The sequence below is a fragment of the Streptomyces sp. NPDC012510 genome (assembly GCF_042955065.1).
Taxonomy (GTDB): domain Bacteria; phylum Actinomycetota; class Actinomycetes; order Streptomycetales; family Streptomycetaceae; genus Streptomyces.
Window position 1 is genome coordinate 121,402 of the sequence record NZ_JBIBEN010000007.1, and the last position, 19,579, is coordinate 140,980.

Annotated in this window: 17 protein-coding genes and 1 pseudogene; 8 read left to right on the plus strand and 10 right to left on the minus strand. The window is 70.5% G+C overall.

Annotated features, from left to right (window positions below; translation table 11 throughout):
* The first annotated feature begins 199 nt into the window (after window positions 1-199).
* Window positions 200-3,022: a penicillin acylase family protein gene (locus ACFY9I_RS15385; RefSeq protein ID WP_391001710.1), complete on the plus strand. Its 2,823-nt coding sequence runs from the start codon at window positions 200-202 to the stop codon at window positions 3,020-3,022.
* Window positions 3,023-3,108: 86 nt separating this feature from the next.
* Here the strand turns inward: ACFY9I_RS15385 and ACFY9I_RS15390 are convergent, their stop codons facing one another.
* The gene (locus ACFY9I_RS15390; protein WP_391001712.1) at window positions 3,109-4,428 is read right to left on the minus strand and encodes an alpha/beta hydrolase; all 1,320 of its coding nucleotides are present in this window, start codon (window positions 4,426-4,428) and stop codon (window positions 3,109-3,111) included.
* Between the two features lie 225 nt (window positions 4,429-4,653).
* On the opposite strand from ACFY9I_RS15390, the gene ACFY9I_RS15395 reads away from it, so the two are divergent.
* Both ACFY9I_RS15395 and ACFY9I_RS15400 read left to right on the plus strand, forming a co-directional pair.
* Window positions 4,654-5,418 carry an SDR family NAD(P)-dependent oxidoreductase gene (locus ACFY9I_RS15395; protein WP_391002113.1) on the plus strand — a complete coding sequence of 255 codons (765 nt, stop codon included), beginning with the start codon at window positions 4,654-4,656 and terminating at the stop codon, window positions 5,416-5,418.
* Window positions 5,419-5,557: 139 nt separating this feature from the next.
* Window positions 5,558-6,151 (plus strand): TetR family transcriptional regulator, encoded by a 594-nt coding sequence (locus ACFY9I_RS15400; RefSeq protein WP_391001714.1) that lies wholly within the window; start codon window positions 5,558-5,560, stop codon window positions 6,149-6,151.
* A gap of 258 nt (window positions 6,152-6,409) precedes the next feature.
* Here ACFY9I_RS15400 and ACFY9I_RS15405 read toward each other — a convergent pair whose 3' ends face one another.
* The 8 genes from ACFY9I_RS15405 to ACFY9I_RS15440 all read right to left on the minus strand — a co-directional run bounded on the left by ACFY9I_RS15405 (window position 6,410) and on the right by ACFY9I_RS15440 (window position 12,984).
* Window positions 6,410-7,624 carry an acyl-CoA dehydrogenase family protein gene (locus ACFY9I_RS15405; RefSeq protein ID WP_391001716.1) on the minus strand — a complete coding sequence of 405 codons (1,215 nt, stop codon included), beginning with the start codon at window positions 7,622-7,624 and terminating at the stop codon, window positions 6,410-6,412.
* A 6-nt stretch (window positions 7,625-7,630) separates the two neighbouring features.
* Entirely contained in the window at window positions 7,631-8,665 is a 1,035-nt protein-coding gene (locus ACFY9I_RS15410) for a phosphotransferase (RefSeq protein WP_391002115.1), read from the minus strand.
* Between the two features lie 294 nt (window positions 8,666-8,959).
* The gene (locus ACFY9I_RS15415; protein WP_391001718.1) at window positions 8,960-9,868 is read right to left on the minus strand and encodes an MBL fold metallo-hydrolase; all 909 of its coding nucleotides are present in this window, start codon (window positions 9,866-9,868) and stop codon (window positions 8,960-8,962) included.
* 152 nt (window positions 9,869-10,020) lie between these two features.
* Window positions 10,021-10,317 carry a hypothetical protein gene (locus tag ACFY9I_RS15420; RefSeq protein ID WP_391001720.1) on the minus strand — a complete coding sequence of 99 codons (297 nt, stop codon included), beginning with the start codon at window positions 10,315-10,317 and terminating at the stop codon, window positions 10,021-10,023.
* A gap of 195 nt (window positions 10,318-10,512) precedes the next feature.
* Window positions 10,513-10,836: a DUF202 domain-containing protein gene (locus tag ACFY9I_RS15425; RefSeq protein ID WP_391001722.1), complete on the minus strand. Its 324-nt coding sequence runs from the start codon at window positions 10,834-10,836 to the stop codon at window positions 10,513-10,515.
* Window positions 10,833-11,225, minus strand: a complete 393-nt coding sequence (locus ACFY9I_RS15430; protein WP_391001724.1) for a DUF202 domain-containing protein — start codon at window positions 11,223-11,225, stop codon at window positions 10,833-10,835. The genes ACFY9I_RS15425 and ACFY9I_RS15430 overlap by 4 nt, the downstream gene beginning before the upstream one ends.
* 258 nt (window positions 11,226-11,483) lie before the next feature.
* The gene (locus ACFY9I_RS15435) at window positions 11,484-12,002 is read right to left on the minus strand and encodes an NUDIX domain-containing protein (protein WP_391001726.1); all 519 of its coding nucleotides are present in this window, start codon (window positions 12,000-12,002) and stop codon (window positions 11,484-11,486) included.
* A gap of 37 nt (window positions 12,003-12,039) precedes the next feature.
* A complete protein-coding gene (locus tag ACFY9I_RS15440) occupies window positions 12,040-12,984 on the minus strand; it encodes a DMT family transporter (protein ID WP_391001728.1) in 945 nt (314 codons plus the stop codon).
* Between the two features lie 251 nt (window positions 12,985-13,235).
* Here ACFY9I_RS15440 and ACFY9I_RS15445 point away from each other — a divergent pair, with 251 nt between their 5' ends.
* The 5 genes and pseudogenes from ACFY9I_RS15445 (at window position 13,236) to ACFY9I_RS15465 (ending at window position 17,994) form a co-directional block, all read left to right on the plus strand.
* Entirely contained in the window at window positions 13,236-14,891 is a 1,656-nt protein-coding gene (locus ACFY9I_RS15445) for an FAD-binding dehydrogenase (protein WP_391001730.1), read from the plus strand.
* A 101-nt stretch (window positions 14,892-14,992) separates the two neighbouring features.
* Window positions 14,993-15,760, plus strand: a complete 768-nt coding sequence (locus ACFY9I_RS15450; protein ID WP_391001732.1) for a molybdopterin-dependent oxidoreductase — start codon at window positions 14,993-14,995, stop codon at window positions 15,758-15,760.
* 387 nt (window positions 15,761-16,147) lie between these two features.
* Window positions 16,148-16,777 (plus strand): cytochrome b/b6 domain-containing protein, encoded by a 630-nt coding sequence (locus ACFY9I_RS15455; RefSeq protein WP_391001734.1) that lies wholly within the window; start codon window positions 16,148-16,150, stop codon window positions 16,775-16,777.
* 240 nt (window positions 16,778-17,017) lie between these two features.
* A pseudogene (locus ACFY9I_RS15460) lies at window positions 17,018-17,290 on the plus strand (helix-turn-helix domain-containing protein); the annotation flags it as partial.
* Between the two features lie 500 nt (window positions 17,291-17,790).
* Complete coding sequence (locus ACFY9I_RS15465) at window positions 17,791-17,994, plus strand: helix-turn-helix domain-containing protein (RefSeq protein ID WP_391002117.1); 204 nt, start codon at window positions 17,791-17,793, stop codon at window positions 17,992-17,994.
* A gap of 82 nt (window positions 17,995-18,076) precedes the next feature.
* Here the strand turns inward: ACFY9I_RS15465 and ACFY9I_RS15470 are convergent, their stop codons facing one another.
* Complete coding sequence (locus tag ACFY9I_RS15470) at window positions 18,077-19,474, minus strand: gluconate:H+ symporter (protein ID WP_391001736.1); 1,398 nt, start codon at window positions 19,472-19,474, stop codon at window positions 18,077-18,079.
* Window positions 19,475-19,579 lie beyond the last annotated feature (105 nt).

The following is a 19,579-nucleotide window of genomic DNA, read 5'->3' on the forward strand; positions in this document are numbered from 1 at the left end:
GAACCGTTCCTGCCTACGTCTGCCTCTTCTTGCCTTCTTCTTGTGTGCTTACGACTGCTTCTGAGTACCTGTTCACGCTGTCCGTCATCTGTGCGACGGCTGTGCGGCGGTGATCCCGGAAACGTGACGCATGTTCATCTTCAAACTCGGGGATACCGGCGGTAACATCCCGCCCACCCCCCGTTCAGGAGGAGCTGCCATGCCCTGGCGCACCCCACGCACCTCACGCACCGCACGTACCGCACTCGACAGACTGAGAACTCCCCACAGATTCCCGGAGTTCCTCAAGGCCGCCTCCATATGCGCACTCGTTGCCGGTCTTTTGTCGCCTCTTTCCCCGGCTTCCCCGGCGGCGGCCGCCGACACCGACGCCGTCACGGCGGCAGCGGTGACCGACCACTGCGGCGGACAGTGCTCCGACATCCTGCCGCCCGGCCAGAACGGCAACGCCACCCTCGCCCAGATCCTGCTCAACCAGGCCTTCGGCTCCATGCCGGAGAACGCGAGCAACCAACTCGGGCCCTACAACAACCTGGCCACCGGCTATTCGGGCCTCACCAACTCCACCATCAGCACCTTCTTCAACGACGCCTCCTTCGGCGTCGCCTCCGACCAGGTCGCCTCCACCCTGAAGCCGGCCGGCCGTACCGACGTCACGATCGTCCGCGACAAGAAGACCGGTGTGCCGCACATCACGGGCACCACCCGCTACGGCACCGAGTTCGGCGCGGGCTACGCCGCCGCCCAGGACCGGCTGTGGCTGATGGACGTCTTCCGGCACGTCGGCCGCGGCAAGCTGACCCCGTTCGCGGGCGGCGCCCCGTCCAACCAGGGCCTGGAGCAGGAGTTCTGGCGTCACGCCCCCTACACCGAGGCCGACCTGCAGGCCCAGATCGACAAGGCGGTGGCCGCCAACGGTGAGCGCGGGCAACTGGCCCTCGCCGACGTCAACGCCTACGTCGCCGGCATCAACGCCTACATCGACGCCTCCGACAGCGGCCGTTACTTCCCCGGCGAGTACGTCCTGACCGGCCACAAGGACTCCGTCACCAACGCCGGCACCATCGAGAAGTTCAAGCCCACCGACCTGGTCGCCCTGGCCTCCGTCATCGGCGCTCTCTTCGGCTCCGGAGGCGGCGGCGAGGTCAACAACGCGCTGTCCCTGCTGGCCGCCCAGGAGAAGTACGGCGTCACCGAGGGCACCAAGGTCTGGGAGTCCTTCCGTGAGCGCAACGACCCCGAGGCGGCCCTGACCGTCCATGAGGGCAGCTTCCCGTACGCCGCCAAGCCGGCCGATCCGCAGGGCATGGCCCTGCCCGACAGCGGCGCCGTCACCGAGGAACCCCTGGTGTACGACCGCACCGGCAGCGCGGCCACGAAGGCCTCCACCGGCCTCTCCTCCGTCGCCACCGACCGCGCCCTCAGCTCCGCCCGGCGCGGGATGTCCAACGCCCTCGTCGTCGGCGGCGAGCACACCGCGAGCGGCCACCCCATCGCCGTCTTCGGCCCCCAGACCGGCTACTTCGCACCCCAGCTCCTGATGCTCCAGGAGATCCAGGGGCCGGGCATCAGCGCCCGCGGCGCCTCCTTCGCGGGCCTGAGCATGTACGTCGAACTCGGCCGGGGCCAGGACTACGCCTGGAGCGCCACCACCTCCGGCCAGGACATCATCGACGCCTACGCCGTCGAGCTGTGCCAGGACGACGTCCACTACCTGTACCACGGCACCTGCACGCCGATGGAGAAGGTCGAGCAGACCAACGCCTGGAAGCCCACCACGGCCGATTCCACCCCGGCCGGCTCCTACCGCATGCAGGTCTGGCGCACCAAGTACGGCCCCGTCACCCACCGCGCCACGGTCGGCGGCAAGAAGGTCGCCTACACCACCCTGCGCTCCTCGTACATGAACGAGGCCGAGTCGATCATCGGCTTCCAGATGCTGAACGACCCTGACTACGTCACGGGCCCGGAGACCTTCCAGAAGGCCGTCCAGAACATCAACTACACCTTCAACTGGTTCTACGCCGACTCCGCTCACACCGCGTACTACAACAGCGGCGACAACCCGGTCCGCGCCGCGAACGTCGACCCCGAGTTCCCGGCGTGGGCGCGGTCGGCGTACGAGTGGCGCAACTGGAATCCGACGACCAATGTCGCCGACTACACCCCGCCCTCCCAGCATCCCAACTCCATCGACCAGGACTACTACGTCTCCTGGAACAACAAGCAGGCCAAGGACTACCCCTCCGCCCCCTGGGGCAACGGCTCCGTCCACCGGGGCAACCTCCTCGACGACCGGGTCAAGCGGCTGGTCGCGGCCGGTGGGGTCACCAGGGCCTCGCTGACCAAGGCCATGGCTGAGGCGGGCCTGGCCGACCTGCGGGCCGAGGACGTCGTCCCCGACCTGCTGAAGGTGATCAACAGCAGCACGGTCACCGACTCCACGGCGGCGGCAGCCGTCAACAAGCTCCAGACCTGGGTCACCTCCGGATCGAAGCGCACGGAGACGTCCGCCGGTTCCAAGACCTATGCCAACGCCGAGGCGATCCGCATCCTCGACGCCTGGTGGCCGCTGCTGGTGAAGGCCCAGTTCGAACCCGGCCTCGGCACCGACCTGTACACCGCCATGACCGCCAACCTGCCCATCGACGAGTCCCCGTCGGCAGCGCACGGCCCGACCGGCTCGCACGCCGGCAGCTCCTTCCAGTACGGCTGGTGGAGCTACGTCGACAAGGACCTCCGCTCGGTGCTGGGCGAGACGGTGCGGGGCCCGCTGGCGAACGAGTACTGCGGCGGCGGCAGCCTCAGCGCCTGCCGCAGCCTCCTGATCGACACCCTCAAGGAGGCGGCCGGCAAGACCGCCGCACAGGTCTATCCCGGCGATGCCTCCTGCTCGGCCGGCGACCAGTGGTGCGCCGACTCGATCATTCACCAGTCCCTGGGAGGCATCAAGCACAACAAGATCAGCTGGCAGAACAGGCCGACGTACCAGCAGGTCGTGGAGTTCACCTCGCACCGGTGAGCGACGCCCCGCACCGGTGATCACCGGTGCGGGGCGGTGTGAACGCCGGTGAGAGCCGGTGAAGGCGTGACGGCGGCGGGCCGGGATCAGGCGATACGGCCCGCCGCCAGCACCACCCGGGCCAGCTCGCGGTGGCAGATGTCGCTGTGGGCGCCGGAGGGTGCGCCGCCCCGCCTGACCACGGCCGAGGCGTCGATGTTCACGCACCCCGCCGTCGGCAGCTGGGCCTTGAGCGCGTCGGCCAGCTTGAACGACCGGGTGCCCTTGACCGCCTGCACCCCGCTGTAGCCGAGGGCGCCCCATCTCCTGCCCAGCAGGCTGTTCACGCTCAGGCCCAGCACCGTGCGCGCGTCGCCCGCCATCCGGGAGGCCAACGGGTAGATCGTGCCGAGCGCCGAGTCGTGTTTCGAGTGGCAGCACACCAACGGGCCGTCGATCCGCCTCTGTTGACCGTTCAGCACTCCGCTCGCCCGGTCGTCGTGCGGCAGCCGGGCCGCGAACGCGTAGTGCGAGAACGCTGCCTGAAGAAGCGTCACCGACTTCACACAGCGCACGCCTTCCGGCAGCCCGCGCAGTGCGAACGACACCAGACGGGCGCCGAAGCTGTGCCCGACGAGGTGCACCCGCACGTCCGGCGAGGTCCGCGCGAGCTGTCCCAGCAGCCGCCCGAGCCCTCGCTCACCGACCGCCCCCGCCCGGCGCTTCATCGCGAAGTAGGTGGCCTGGCGCAGGAGTTCGTGGGCGCCGTCCCATGCCTGGGGCGGGGTGACGGCGGCCCCGGTCGGCACCCCCGGGGTCTCGACCTCCGCCAGCGCCACCGCGAAGTCCGCGCACACCGTCACCGCGTTCTGGCACAGCATCCCGGGCGCGCCCTCCGGCACCCCCTCTGCGATCGTGTCCGAGGTGAACGCGCCCTGCGGTCCCTGCGGTTCCATCTCCACCAGCAACCGCACGAGCCGCCCGAACATCTCCAGCGAGGCGCCGTCGTCCGGTCGTTGCTCCAGCAGCCGGGCGAGCTGTTCGACGACGGTGGTCCGACCGGGGAAGACCTCCGACAGCGCGTGCCGGGTGTTCTTGTCGAGCGCCGGACGGCTGGGCGCGAGGGCGGGCACCGGCTTGAAGTCCGGGATCGGCTCGTCCGAGAACCGCATCGAGGGCCACATCACCCCGACGTACCCGAGCCTCGCGTCCGGGGCGAGCGCCGGGAACGGTTCGAGGAAGCGGCCGTAGAGCCGGGTCGCGCCGGACCGGTCGTTGTTCCAGCCGTGCGCGAAGACGACCAGATCCACGACCCCGCGCCCGGCGACACCGTCCAGCAGCCGGTCCCGCTGACCGGTGTCCACGTCGCCGTCCGCGTCGAAGGTCAGTTCCCAGTAGGGAGTCACGCTCATTTCCGGATCCGCCATGACGAGCCCCCTTCGGCCCCGTTGGTGGTGCGCTCAGGCGCATGGTCCTGCCAACGGCGAATGATGGCCATACGCCACGTACGTATGCCTTGCTCCGGCTACCGGCACAACAGGTACGCCGTGCGTGCCCCTCGGGTGGGTGGCACCCTTCCTCAGTGACATACCGACTGGTTAGTCTGGCTGTCTTGATGGGCTGTTCTTGGTGCGTCGCGTCGAAGGAGACCGATCGTGGGAGCCGTGCAGGGTGCTGGCGTGGTCGTCACGGGGGCCGGTGGCGGGATCGGGGCCGCGCTGGCGCGGCGGTTCGCGGCGGAGGGGGCCCGTGTCGTCGTGAACGACCTGGACGGGGACCGGGCGAAGGCCGTGGCCGACGAGATCGGCGGGATCGCGGTGCCCGGGGACGCCTCGGCGATCGTTCCGGCGGCGCGGGACGCGCTCGGCGGGACCGTGGACGTGTACTGCGCGAACGCCGGACTCGCCTCCGGCGGCACGGAAGCGGCCGACGAGAAGGTCTGGGCGCTCGCCTGGGACGTCAACGTGATGGCACACGTCCGGGCGGCCCACGCGTTGCTGCCGGCGTGGCTGGAACGGGGCAGCGGGCGTTTCGTGTCCACGGTGTCGGCGGCGGGGCTGCTCACGATGATCGGGGCTGCGCCGTACAGCGTCACCAAGCACGGGGCGTACGCCTTCGCCGAATGGTTGTCCCTCACCTACCGGCACCGGGGGATCAAGGTCCACGCGATCTGCCCCCAGGGAGTGCGCACCGACATGCTGACCGCCTCTGGCAGCGCGGGCGACCTGGTGCTCGCGCCGACCGCGATCGAGCCGGAGGATGTGGCCGACGCGCTCTTCGAGGGCATCGAACAGGACCGCTTCCTGATCCTGCCGCACCCCGAGGTGGCCGGTTTCTACCAGGCGCGGGCCGCCGACCCCGACCGCTGGCTGACGAACATGAACCACATCCAGCAGAAGTGGGAGACGACCGGCTGAGCGCCCTGCCCGGCGGGCGGGGGCGGGAGAGTGGGATGATCCTTCGATGGGAGCCCCCGATCCCGGCCGGTCGGGAAACGACCGGCGGCCGGCGGACGACCACCAGGCCACAACAGAAACCCGGAAGCAGGTGGCGGCAGTGCCCAGGACGACGGACGCGGACGGTACTCCCGTCCCACAGCGGCTGCTGGCCGCCGCCACCCGGCTCTTCGCCGAGCAGGGCTACGACCGCACCTCCGTGCAGGAGATCGTCGAGGCGGCCGGTGTCACCAAGGGCGCGCTCTACCACTACTTCGGTTCCAAGGACGACCTGCTGCACGAGGTGTACGCGCGTGTGCTCCGCATCCAGCAGGAGCGGCTCGACGCGTTCGCGGGGGCCGACGCGCCGGTGGAGGAACGGCTGCGGGGCGCGGCCGCCGATGTCGTCGTCACCACCATCGACAACCTCGACGACGCGATGATCTTCTTCCGCTCCATGCACCATCTGAGCCCGGAGAAGAACAAGCAGGTCCGAGCGGAGCGCCGCCGCTACCACGAACGCTTCCGAGCGCTCGTGGAAGAGGGCCAGGAGACCGGGGTCTTCTCCGAGGCGACCCCGGCGGACCTGGTCGTCGACTACCACTTCGGCTCGGTCCACCACCTGTCGACGTGGTACCGCCCCGGCGGGCCGATGACCCCCCAGGAGGTCGCGGACCATTTGGCCGACCTCCTGCTGCGCGCGCTGCGGCCGTAGGGCGCGTTCAGGCCCCGGGCGCCCAATAGCTCGGGGTGCGGGTGTATGGGCGACTGCGGGTGAGTGGGGCTTCTCGCGCAGTTCCCCGCGCCCCTGAAAGCCAGGCCCCGGCGGGCCTGAAAGCCACGGCCGCCGCAGGCCGAAAAGCATGGGGCGGCAGCCCCTGCTTTTCAGGGGCGCGGGGAACTGCGCGACCAGCCCCACGCACCAGCACCCGCCAGCCCACAGGCACCCCCGAGCTCTCAGGCGCCCCCGGCCTCACACGTACCGCTTCAACTCCCGCCGAGCCAACGACCGCTGATGCACCTCGTCCGGCCCGTCCGCGATCATCAACGTCCGCGCCCCCGCGTACAACTCGGCCAACGGGAAGTCCTGGCTCACACCCCCCGCACCGTGCAGCTGGATCGCCCGGTCGATGATGTCCACCACTGTCCTAGGTGTCGCGATCTTGATCGCCTGGATCTCGGTGTGCGCCCCCTTGTTGCCCACCGTGTCCATCATCCACGCCGTCTTCAGCACCAGCAGCCGCAACTGCTCGACAGCCACCCGCGCGTCCGCGATCCAGTTGTGCACCACACCCTGCTGGGCCAGCGACTTGCCGAACGCCTCCCGCGCCACGGCCCGCCGGCACATCAGCTCGATGGCCCGCTCCGCCATCCCGATCAGCCGCATGCAGTGGTGGATCCGCCCGGGCCCGAGCCGCGCCTGCGCGATGGCGAAACCGCCGCCCTCCTCGCCGATCAGGTTCGACGCCGGCACCCGCGCACCCTCGAAGATCACCTCGGCATGTCCGCCGTGGTAGTGGTCCTCGTACCCGAACACCCGCATAGCCCGCCTCACGGTGACACCCGGAGTGTCACGCGGAACCAGGACCATCGACTGCTGACGACGGACATCGGCCCCACCGGGATCCGTCTTGCCCATCACGATGAAGATCTGGCAGTCGGGGTTCATCGCCCCGGAGATGTACCACTTGCGCCCGGTGATGACGTACTCGTCACCGTCCCGCTCGATCAACGTGGTGATGTTGGTGGCGTCCGACGAGGCCACCTCCGGCTCGGTCATCGCGAAGGCCGACCGGATCTCACCGGCGAGCAGCGGCTGAAGCCACTGCTTCTTCTGCGCCTCGTCGCCGAACTGGGTCAGCACCTCCATGTTGCCCGTGTCGGGCGCCGCGCAGTTCAGCGCGGTCGGCGCGAGCTGCGGGGAACGCCCGGTGATCTCGGCGAGCGGCGCGTACTGCAGGTTGGTGAGCCCGGCCCCGTACTCGGAGTCGGGCAGGAACAGGTTCCACAGGCCCTGCCTGCGGGCCTCGGCCTTCAGCTCCTCCACCACGGCCGGCGCGTCCCACGGCGAGGGCAGCTCCGCCCGCTGCTCCTCGGCCACGGTTTCCGCCGGGTAGACGTACTCGTCCATGAAGGCGAGGAGCTTGGCGCGCAGCTCCTCCGTACGGGCGTCGAATGCGAAGTCCATGCTGGGTCAGCCTTCCTGGGAGCCGGCGCGGAGAGTCGTCAGGCCGTGTTCGATGAAGACGGGGACCAGGTCGCCGATGCGGTCGAAGCCGTCGCCGACCGTCTGGCCGAGTGTGTAGCGGTAGTGGATGCCCTCCAGGATCACGGCGAGCTTGAACCACGCGAACGCCGTGTACCAGGACACCGAGGAGACGTTCCGGCCCGAGCGCGCCGCGTACCGCTCGACGATCTCGGCCGGATCCGGGTGCCCGGCGGCCGCCGCGGTCGTGGAGACGGGCGAGTCGGGCATGGCGAGCGGCACGCTGTACATCACCAGCAGGCCCAGGTCGGTGAGCGGATCACCGAGCGTGGACATCTCCCAGTCGAGGATGGCCTTGATCCGGTCGTCGTCGCCCAGGAGCACGTTGTCGAGCCGGTAGTCGCCGTGCACGACGGCCGGGGCGGGGGAGTGCGGCAGATGACGTCCCAGGGCAGCGTGCAGCTCGTCGATGCCGGCCAGCTCGCGGTTGCGAGACGCGTCCAACTGCTTGCCCCAGCGCCGCAGTTGCCGGTCCAGAAAGCCCTCCGGGCGCCCGAAGTCGGCCAGGCCCACCTCGGCGGGGTCCACCGCGTGCAGTTCGACGAGGGTGTCGACCAGCCCCAGTACGGCGGCCCGGGTGCGTTCCGCGCCGAGCGGGGCCAACTGCTCGGCGGTGCGGTACGGGGTGCCCTCGACGAAGTCCATGACGTAGAAGGGGGCGCCGAGCACCTCCTCGTCCTCGCACAGCAGCAAGGGGCGCGGCACCGGCACGTTCGTCGGGTGCAGTGCGCTGATCACCCGGTGCTCGCGCTTCATGTCGTGCGCGGTCGCCAGCACATGGCCCAGCGGCGGCCGACGTACGACCCACTTGGCCGTGCCGTCGGTGACCTGGTACGTCAGGTTCGACCGTCCGCCCTCGATCAGCCGGCCGGTGAGCGGACCGCCCACGAGTCCGGGCCGCTCGGCGTCGAGCAGGGCGCGGAGCCGGTCGGGATCGAGACCTGGCGGGTGGTCTGGGTGCATCATCGCTCCTACGCGCGCGGTTTACCGGGACCCGACTCATGATGCCGACCGGTCGGTATGCCGTCCAGTGGGCAACACCGAAATGATCGAGTCCCGACAGGATCCGGCCGCACCGCGGTGCGTGCCGAGGCCGGATCCCGCGACGGGCGGCCGAACCACCGCACCCGCCCGCCGATCGCTCCGGGGTCACGCGTGGGCACGCTCGGACGTCCGATCATGGTCCGGACGTGTGGTCCTGCTCGGGACGTCCGATCAGGCTCCGGACGTGTGGTCATGCTCGCGGCATGCGGGCGGTCAGGCGTGACAGGTCATCATCTCGCCCCCGTTGATGGTCGCCATGTCCATGAACCCGGCGAACGGGTCCACGCCCTCGCCCTCGGGGTGCCCGTCCAGCTCGGCGTAGGCCCGGCGCAGGTTCGCCACCAGCCGCTCGCTCTCGCGCAGCTCGCCGAACTCCCCGAGGTCGGTCCTGCGCGCCGCCTCCAGCGGGGTGAGGCCGGCCGCGTGGGACGTCTCGGCGACATCGGCCACGAACCGGATGTACCGCTCGGCCCGGTCGAACGCCGCGGGGTCGGTGACCGGCCCGTGCCCCGGTACGACGGTCTCGGCGCCCAGCGCCCGCAGCATCTCCAGCGCCCGCAGTGAACCGCTGAGCGAACCCATCAGGAAGAACGGGGTCCCGCCCTCGAAGACCAGGTCCCCCGTGAACACGATCCGGCGGTGCGGCAGCCAGACGAACGAGTCGCCCACGGTGTGCGAAATGCCCGGGTGGATCACCTCGGCCTCGATGTCTCCCACGTGCAGGGTTGTACGGTCCGTGAACGTGATGTCCGCGGCCAGGACGGGGACGTCCCCGAAGTCGGTCTGCGGCCACAGCAGATGCAGATGCTGTCCGCTGGCGATGGCCTCACGGCGGCAGGCGGTGTGCGAGACGATCGTGGCCGGCATGAACTGCTTGTTGCCGTACGTGTGGTCACCGTGGTGGTGGGTGTTGACCACGAGCATCGGCGCCGGAACCGTCGTCTCCTCGAGGGCCCGGTGCAGCGCACGGGCGCGCCGTTCGGTCGCCGCCGTGTCCACGAGCAGTGTGCCGGTGCCGTCGCTCACCCATCCGGCGTTGTTCAGGCACCATCCGCCGTCCGGCTGCACATAGGCGTACACGTCGCTCGCGAGCTCGACGGTGTACGGCTCTCCTGCGGTCATCGTGATCCCTTCATCCCCCGCCTCGTCCCCGACTGGTGGTCAGAGACTGCCAGTCGGCGATGAGCCGGGGGAATCCGGGGTGTGGGGAATCGGCGCAGGTGGGGCGCCGGAGCCGGTGGTCGGCCGTCAGCGGTCGATGCCGGAGGCCCGCGTCAGTGGTCGTCCCAGTGCCCGTCGTGGGCGGCGTGCCGATGACCGTCGTGCACATAGTCCACGTGGTCCCCGTGGGTGACCGCCTGGTGTCCGCAGTCCTCGCCGTGCTCGTGGGCGTGCTCGTCGTGCGCCGTGTGCCCGCTGGGCTCGCACTCGTCCCAGTGTCCGGAGTGCTCACGGTGCAGATGCCCGTCGTGCGCGTAGTCGGTGTGGTCGCCGTGCCGCACGGCGGTGTGTCCGCAGGACGGGCCATGGGCGTGGTCGTGGACGGGGTGTTCCTGGTGCAGGGTGGTCATGGTGCTCACCTTCGGTGGTGCGGGGGTGACTTATCCAGGCTAGTCACAGAAACCCCACTCGTACCTATTCGAAGCCTCATGCGCGCACCAAGCCTTGCCCTCGGTTCGGTATCCCGGAACCCCCTTGCTCCGCTGCCCAGGAACCGCGGAACCCGGACCCCCGGAACCCGGACCCCCGGAACCAGTGCCTGGGTCTCAGAGCACCAGCGCCGCGCCGCACACCGCGAGCGCGACCGCGCACAGAACGGCCGCGCCCGCCATACGGGGGGTGAGCGCGGCGGGTCGGGGCCCCGCCAGGGCGCCGATCCGCCGATGGGCGAGCCCCAACAAGCCCAGCCACAGCACCGCGCACAGGGCGCCGGCCATCACGCCGGGCGCCGACGGCCCTGCGTGCAGCGCGGACTTCGCGGCGAGCACGGCGACCGCGGCGCCCGTGAGGGTCGTACGGCGCCACGCGAGGCGCGTGCGCTCGGGCTGCAGCCCCGGGTCCCGCTCGACGGTCCGGGTGCCCGGGGTCACCCCACCCACCCGAGCAGGACGACCACGACCATTGCGAGGGCGACGACGGCGACGACCAGGCCGAGCACCGCCGGGAAGCGTGACGTCGGCAGATCCTCCCCGCGCCGCATCGCCCGCTCGCACCGCACCCAGTGATTGACCGCCCGGAACGCGCACAGCACTCCGGCCGCCAACAGGGCGAGAGCGAGCCCGACGCGCCAGCCCCAGCGCAGGTCCGGCAGAAACTGATCCACCGCGAACCCGCCGCCGATCAGGGCGAGGGAGGTCCGCAGCCAGGCCAGAAAGGTCCGCTCGTTCGCCAGTGAGAACCGGTAGTCGGGTGTACGGCCTTCCTCCCGGATCTCCGCCGGGGCGAACCACAACCGGACGTTCCGCATGAATTCGCTCACGTGTCGGACACTACCGGTCGGCTTCAGTCGCCCATGCGGGCGGGGGCAGGCCGTAGGGCGGGTGCGGAGGGGCGGGCCCTGCTCGCGCGGTTCCCCGCGCCCCTCCCGGTCACGGCCCTGCGGCCCTCACAGACACGGCCCCGCGGCCCGAAATGCGCGGGCGCAGCCCAGCTTTCCAGGGGCGCGGGGAACCGCGCGAGAACCCCCACTCACCCGCACCCGCACCCGCACCCGCCGAACAGCCTCCCCCTGGAGGTTCTAGGCGTCACCAGGCCTCCGCCCCCGCACCCGCTCCCACGCCGCCCTCCCGTCCGGCACCCACTCCCACTCACGCAACCGCCGCTCCATCTCGTCCTCCCCCAGAAACCCATACCAGGCGACCTCCTCCAGCTGAGGATCCACCGCCCCCGCCCAGCGCACCTCGTACACGGCCGACCACCATGTCCGCCCGCCCCCGTCGTCGTACAGGAACTTGAACAGCGGAACGGGCCGCGGCAACCCGACGACCCCCAACTCCTCCTCGGCCTCACGCGACGCCGCGTCGTCGTAGGACTCGCCCGCCCCGACGACCCCACCCACGAACATGTCGTACAGCGACGGAAAGACCAGCTTGGTCTCCGTCCGGCGGTGGACGAAGATCCGCCCCTCGCCGTCCCGGACCAGTACGAACACGGCCCGGTGCCGCATCCCGCGCGCATACACCTCCCCACGCGGGGCCTGCCCGATGACCTGGTCGTTCTCATCCACGATGTCGAGGATCTCGTCGGCAGCACTCATGTCCCCATCCAAGCAAAAGTGCGCGCGGCCCCGACGCTCAGGGGCGCGGGGAAGTGCGCGACCAGCCCCCACTCACCCGCACCTGCTGGGCGGCCCCTACCCCCGAGTTCTCCCGCGTCCCCCCGGCGGAGCCGCACGGCATCGCCGGATGCATCCCGAGCAGCACCACCCCCACGACGATGCCCGCGAGCCCCGCCGTCTCCCAGGCGAGCGCCCCGGCGTCCATGCGCAACCGGTCCCCGAGGAATCCCACCCCGCACACGATTCCGGCCAGCGGCTGCGCGGCGGTCAGCGCCGGCAGCGACATCCGCAGCGGCGCCGCCTCGAACGCGCTCTGCACCAGCAGCAGCCCGCTCACACCGAGGAGCACGATCCCGTACGGCTGCCACGCCGTGAACAGCCCGCCCCACCCGGCCTCGGTGAACCGCTGCCCACTGACCCGGGTGAGCGCGTCCTGGACGCCGTACAGCAGCCCGGCCGCGACCGCCAGGAGCGCCGGCGCGGCACTGCGCCGGGACCGCTTGGCACAGCCCGCGAACAGCAGCGCCAGACCCAGCATGACGCCGATGATCAGCCACTGCCGGAAGGAGCCGCCGACCGCGGCACCACCCTCCGGCCGCCCGGCGACGATGAAGGCGGCGACCCCGCCGGCGAGCAGCAGCAGCCCGGCCCAGCCCTGGCGTCCCAACGGCTGCCGGGTCCGCCGGCGCGAGAGGGCGAGCGCGAAGACGAGGTGGGTGGCGAGAAGTGGTTCCACGAGGCTGATCTCGCCCTCGCCGAGCGCGACCGCGCCCAGCGCCATGCCGCACACCATCAGGCCGATCCCGCCGAGCCAGCCCGGCACCCGGATCAGGTCGAGGAGCAGCCGGGGCGAGAGGAAGTCGCCCAGCGGGGCGTGCGCGGCGGCCTGTTGCTGAAGGACGAAGCCGAAGCCCAGACAGCACGCGGCGCTCATGGCCAGGATCAGGACGAGAACCGACACGCTGGGGTACCTCAGGGGATCAACAGGGGGCATAACGGACAAGGTGTTCGTTCGCGGGACTCTAATGACCCGGCCGGAGGCTGTCCGTAAGAGGAGACACATCCGGGCAGTTGACTAGGTCACTCCCGTGCCGAAGGATCAGATGCCCAAGCTGCTGACCGGCCAGTAACAAAGCGCTGGGCGGTGCCCGGCCTGCCCTGGCCGCGGCCCGACCCCCCGCTTGCCTGACCCGTTCCGAGAGGACGTCCTCCATGTCGTACGACGCAGATGTGATCGTGATCGGGGCGGGCCTCGCCGGGCTCGCGGCGACCGCGGAGCTCGTCGACAGGGGGCGCAAGGTGATCCTCCTCGACCAGGAACCGGAGCAGTCGATCGGCGGCCAGGCGCACTGGTCCTTCGGCGGCCTCTTCTTCGTCGACTCCCCCGAGCAGCGCCGTCTGCGGATCAAGGACAGCCACGCCCTCGCCCTCCAGGACTGGATGGGCACGGCAGCCTTCGACCGTGAGGAGGACCACTGGCCGCGCAAGTGGGCCGAGGCCTACGTCGACTTCGCGGCCGGTGAGAAGCGGTCCTGGCTGTACCGGCAGGGCGTCCGCTTCTTCCCGGTGGTCGGCTGGGCCGAGCGTGGCGGCTACGACGCCAACGGCCACGGCAACTCCGTGCCCCGCTTCCACATCACCTGGGGCACCGGACCCGGCCTCGTCGCACCCTTCGAGCGGCGCGTGCGGGAGGGCGTGGCGCGGGGGCTGGTCCAGCTCAGGTTCCGGCACCGCGTGACGGGTCTGTCGCGCAGCGCCGGGGCCGTGGACACTGTCACCGGCGAGATCCTCGAGCCCTCGAAGATCGAACGCGGCCAGGCCAGCAGCCGCAACGTCACCGGCGCCTTCGAACTCAAGGCCCAAGCCGTGATCGTCACCTCCGGCGGCATCGGCGGCAACCACGACCTCGTCCGCGCCAACTGGCCGCAGCGGCTCGGCAACCCCCCGGAGAAGATGATCTCCGGCGTGCCCGCGCACGTCGACGGCAGGATGCTCGCCATCGCCGAGGAGACGGGCGCGCACCTCATCAACCGCGACCGCATGTGGCACTACACCGAGGGCATCCAGAACTGGAACCCCATCTGGGAGAACCACGGCATCCGCGTCCTCCCCGGCCCGTCCTCGCTCTGGCTGGACGCACGCGGCAAGCGGCTCCCGGTCCCGCTCTTCCCCGGCTTCGACACACTCGGAACCCTTGAGCACATCATGAAGACCGGCTACGACTACACGTGGTTCGTGCTCGACCAGAAGATCATCGGCAAGGAGTTCGCCCTCTCCGGCTCCGAGCAGAACCCCGACCTGACCGGCAAGTCCATCAAGGACGTCTTCATCCGGGCCCGCGCGGACGTCCCCGGCCCGGTGAAGGCATTCATGGACCACGGGGTCGACTTCGTCGTCGAGAAGGACCTCGGCTCCCTGGTACGCGGCATGAACGCGCTCACCGAGGAACCGCTGATCGACGAGACGGAGCTGCGCCGCGAGATCGTCTCCCGGGACCGTGAGGTCGCCAACCCCTTCACCAAGGACCTGCAGGTCATGGCGATCCGGGGCGCCCGCAACTACCTCGGCGACAAGCTCATCCGCACCGCCACCCCGCACCGCATCCTCGACCCCAAGGCGGGCCCGCTGATCGCCGTCCGTCTCAACATCCTCACCCGCAAGACCCTTGGAGGCCTGGAGACCGACCTCTCCTCCCGCGTCCTGACCGAGGGCGGTGACCCGCTGGAGGGCGTGTACGCGGCGGGCGAGGCCGCCGGCTTCGGCGGTGGCGGCGTCCACGGCTACCGCTCCCTGGAGGGCACGTTCCTCGGCGGGTGTCTCTTCTCCGGCCGTACGGCGGGCCGGGCGGCGGCGAAGGCGGTCAGCTGACCCGAGGGGTGGGGCCGCCCCGAGGGGCCGACGATTACCGATTTCTGACGGACGTCCGCGAACCCTGGCCCGACGGGGCTCGCGGATGTTCGAATCGATGAGTGAACCCTGAACATCCCGAAGCGAGGGAAGCGCCGCCGGAGACCCCCGACGGCACGGAAACGGGGCACGGTGCGCCCATCGGCCGCCGGATCCTCCTCGGCACCCTCGGACTCGGCGCCCTCGGTGTGGTCTCCGCTCCCGTCCTCCAACGCGGCATGGAGTCGTTCCTCGGCGAGGCGGCCCAGAAGGACCCCACCGGCCTGACCGGGCTGCTCCCCAACGGTGGAGGCTTCCGCTACTACTCGGTGACGTCGTCCGTCCCCCGCAGGACCGCGAAGAACTACCGGCTCACTGTGGACGGCCTGGTCGACAGGCCCAGGTCGTACACCCTCGCCGACCTGCGAGCCCTGCCCCAGACCCGGATGGTGCGCGACGTCCAGTGCGTGACCGGCTGGCGGGTGCCGGACACCCCGTTCGAGGGCGTACGCCTGGCCGCGCTGCTGGACGCGGCCGGGGTGCGCTCCTCGGCGGGCGCGGTCCGCTTCACCTGCTTCGACGGGGCCTACAGCGAGAGCCTCACCCTGGAGCAGGCCCGCCGAGCCGACGTCCTGGTGGCCCTGCGCATGCAGGACAAGGACCTCGGCCACAACCACGGCGGCCCGGTACGCCTTTACGTCGCCCCCATGTACTTCTACAAGTCCGCCAAGTGGCTCTCCGGCATCGAACTCACGGAGAAGGTCGAGCCCGGCTACTGGGAGGAACGCGGCTACGACATCGACGCATGGGTCGGCCGATCGAACGGACGCGACGATGAACCGACGACGTGAAGCGCAGCCGGTGGAGGTGTTGGGACGGCGGGCCGGGGTCGTGGGGCGCCGCCGGTCGGGGGATTGGACGGTGGACCGGCGATGTGGGGCGCCACCGGCCAAGAGGGCCGGCGTGGTGAGTCGATGCCGTGCTGTTCTGGCGGTCGAGAGGGCCGGCGTGGTGAGTCGATGCCGTGCTGTTCTGCCAAAGGAGACGGCCGGCGTGCTGAGTCGATGCCCTGAAGGGCCGCCGGTCGAGAGGGCCCGGACGATGAACCGGCGACGTGAGACGCTGCCCGTCAAAGGGACGGCGAGGAACCGGCGACGCGCGGCGCGGCCGATCGGAGACGATGGGGCGATGAATCCGCGAGCTGAAGCGCGGCCGGTCCGACGGGGACGGGCGGGGCGATGAACTCACGACTCGAAGCGCAGCCGGTCGACGCCGTCGACGGCACTCGCGTCCGCCGCTTCACCCCCGCCGAACGCTGGATCCACCGCACCACGGCCGCCCTGATGGGCGTCTGCGTGGCGACGGCGGCCTGCCTCTACGTCCCCGCCCTCGCCGAACTGGTCGGCCGCCGGGCCCTGGTGGTGGCGGTCCACCAGTGGACCGGCCTGCTCCTGCCCCTCCCGGTCCTCGCGGGCCTCCTCTCCCGCGCGTTCCGCGCCGACCTGGGTCACCTGAACCGCTGGGGCCCCCACGACCGCCTCTGGCTGCGCGCCGCCCGCCGCCGCGCCTCCGGCCCGCGCCCCGCCGCCAAGTTCAACGCCGGCCAGAAGTTCTACGCCGCCTGGATCGCCGGGGCCACCCTCGTCATGCTCGCCACGGGCCTGATGATGTGGTTCACCCACCTCACCCCCCTGGTCTGGCGCACCAGCGCCACCTTTGTCCACGACTGGCTGGCCCTGACCATCGGCATCGTCCTGGCAGGCCACATCGGAATGGCGCTGGGCGACCCGGAGGCCCGCCGAGGTCTCCGTACGGGCCTGGTGAGCCGGAGGTGGGCGGACCGCGAACACCCGCTGTGGCGGCCGTAGCGCGGACGAGGCGACGAGCCGTCGTACGACGGGCAGGGGGCGGGCCCCGGCCCCGCCGTCAGCCCCGCGCCCCGGCGCTCAGCCACGACGACGGATCCGTTCCGTGCCGGACTCCCGCCACCACCGGATCCGCCGTCGTACCGAGCTCGTCTCCAGTGCTGCGACCGCACAGGTTCGCCGGGCTGGAGGTTGGGGCGGTTGTACGGGCGGTGACGTCCGTTCCGACCGCTGGGAGGTGGGGTGGCCGAGCCTGTGCGGGTACGCAGACTGACTGACCAGGAGGTGCAAGGGCGGCAGCAGATCGTGCGCCACGGCAGCACGAGGTCGGTGCGCTACCTACGCGTGATGATGCTGCTGGCCTCGGCCGGCGGGAACCGCGTGCCGGTGATCGCCCAGCTGGTGCAGGCCGACAAAGACACCGTCCGGGATGTGATCCACCGGTGCAACGGGATCGGCCTGTCCTACTTGGACCCTCAGTGGGCGGGAGGCCGTCCCCGCCTGCTCAGCCCTGACGGCGGCACTGAGGTCGATCCGCGCCGCCCGGCCCGACGGCGCACCCATCTACGTGATCCTGGACAACCTGCATGCCTACTGCGCTGGCGCCACGCCAACGCCCGCCACCGAGATGTCTTGGCCGCCGAACGCCGCGAACGCGCCCGGATCCGCAGTGAGAAGGGCATCCGCTGCGGCCGACGCCCCCTCAAGGCCGCAGCCTGACACCACGCGCCCTGCATGTCAGCTGAGGGTCTCGGCCGCCTTGGTCATCGGCCCTCCTGCGTCACCGGTGTTGAGCGTTCCCGTCGGTTCGAACAACAGGAGTCCGTGAACGGCTCCACTTCCACCTCGACGCGTTCCAGCCCCGCGCACCTGGGCGTGAGGCAAGCCGAATCGCCACCGAGCTGCGGGAGCTACTGGACTCACGGATCCACGTCGGTATATCCCTGCGCGAGGCCGCCTCCATACTGCACGCCCACCCCACCCACCTGATCCGCTGCTTCAAACAGGCATACGGCCTGCCGCCACACACCTACCTCACCGGCAAGCGCATCGACCTGGCACGTCGACTTCTCCTTGACGGCCACCGGCCCGCCGAGGTCGCCACAACCGTGGGATTCCACGACCAAGCCCACCTGAACCGACACTTCACACGCCACGTGGGCACCACACCCGCGCGCTACAAGCGCACTCGCACCGGCTCTGCTCCGATCTCTTCCTGACCCTGCGTGGGATGCTCAGACCCATCGCCTCTGATGTAGCCCCGCTTCCACCGCCAACCCGGCGAACCCATGCGGCAGGGCACTAGATGACCAGTGACAGCAGCAACACGATCGCCCCTGCCACCACCGAGATGATCGTCTCCATCACGGACCAGGTCTTGATGGTCTGCCCGACGCTCATGCCGAAGTACTCCTTCACCATCCAGAACCCGGCGTCGTTGACATGGCTGAAGAAGAGGGAGCCGGCACCGATGGCGAGGACCAGCAGGGCCGTGTGGGTGGTGGACATGTCCGCCGCGAGGGGGGCCACCAGTCCCGCCGCCGAGATCGTGGCGACCGTGGCCGATCCCGTCGCCAGGCGTATCGCCACCGCGATCAGCCAGGCCAGGACGAGCGCGGGGATCGACCAGTCCTCGGAGATGTCCAGGATCATCTGACCGACCCCGGAGTCGATGAGCGTCTGCTTGAAGCCGCCGCCCGCACCGACGATCAGCAGGATCCCGGCGATCGGCGCCAGAGACGTCTCCACGGTCGAGGACAGCCGCCCCTTGGCGAACCCGGCCGCCCGCCCCAGCGTGAACATGCCCACGATCACGGCCGCGAGCAGGGCGATCAGCGGCGAGCCGACGACGTCGAAGACCCGCTGGACCAAGTTCTCCGGGTCGTCCACGATGATGTCCACCAGCGCCTTGGCCAGCATCAGCACCACCGGCAGCAGCACGGTCGCGATGGTCGCGCCGAACCCGGGCCGCTTCTCGAGTTCCTCCGAGGCCCGCACGGGGATCATGCGCTCGGGCACCGGAACGTCCACCCAGCGCGCCGCGTACTTCGAGAACAGCGGCCCGGCGATGATCACGGTCGGTATCGCGACCACCAGCCCCAGCGCCAGCGTGACCCCCAGGTTGGCCTTCACCGCGTCGATCGCGACCAGCGGCCCGGGATGCGGCGGGATCAGCCCGTGCATGACGGACAGACCGGCGAGGGCGGGGACACCGATACGCATCAGCGAGTAGCCCCCGCGCTTGGCGACCATCAGCACCACCGGGATCAGCAGCACGATCCCGACCTCGAAGAACAGCGGCAATCCGATCACGGAGGCGATCAGCACCATCGCCCACGGCATCGCCCGCCCGCCGGCCCTGGCGAGGATGGTGTCGACGACCTGGTCGGCGCCCCCGGAGTCGGCCAGCAGCTTGCCCAGGATCGCACCCAGCGCGATGAGTACGCCCACCCCGGCCACGGTCGACCCGAGCCCGGTGGTGAAGCTCGCGATCGCCTTGTCCAGCGGCGCCCCGGCGAACGCGCCGAGCGCGAGCGAGCCGATGGTCAGCGCCAGGAAAGCGTGCACCTTGAACTTGGTGATGAGCACGACGATGACGGCGATGCCCGCCAGTACGGCGATGCCCAGTTGAGCGTGTCCCGCCGAGGTGATCGGCTCGACGGGGTCCGCTGCCAGCAGCTCGACATTGAGTCTGGTCACGGTGAAGGAATCCTTGTGTGGAGGGGAGGGGAAGGGAGGGACGAGGGCAGCAGGCCTACGGCAAGGCCCGCCGTCCTACGGCGAGACCGCAGTTGTACGGCGAGA

Coding starts and splice junctions, on each gene's coding strand:
- ACFY9I_RS15385 (WP_391001710.1), top strand. CDS start 200: ATGCCCTGGCGCACCCCACGCACCTCACGCACCGCACGTACCGCACTC.
- ACFY9I_RS15390 (WP_391001712.1), bottom strand. CDS start 4,428: ATGGCGGATCCGGAAATGAGCGTGACTCCCTACTGGGAACTGACCTTC.
- ACFY9I_RS15405 (WP_391001716.1), bottom strand. CDS start 7,624: ATGGACTTCGCATTCGACGCCCGTACGGAGGAGCTGCGCGCCAAGCTC.
- ACFY9I_RS15410 (WP_391002115.1), bottom strand. CDS start 8,665: ATGCACCCAGACCACCCGCCAGGTCTCGATCCCGACCGGCTCCGCGCC.
- ACFY9I_RS15415 (WP_391001718.1), bottom strand. CDS start 9,868: ATGACCGCAGGAGAGCCGTACACCGTCGAGCTCGCGAGCGACGTGTAC.
- ACFY9I_RS15420 (WP_391001720.1), bottom strand. CDS start 10,317: ATGACCACCCTGCACCAGGAACACCCCGTCCACGACCACGCCCATGGC.
- ACFY9I_RS15435 (WP_391001726.1), bottom strand. CDS start 12,002: ATGAGTGCTGCCGACGAGATCCTCGACATCGTGGATGAGAACGACCAG.
- ACFY9I_RS15445 (WP_391001730.1), top strand. CDS start 13,236: ATGTCGTACGACGCAGATGTGATCGTGATCGGGGCGGGCCTCGCCGGG.
- ACFY9I_RS15455 (WP_391001734.1), top strand. CDS start 16,148: ATGAACTCACGACTCGAAGCGCAGCCGGTCGACGCCGTCGACGGCACT.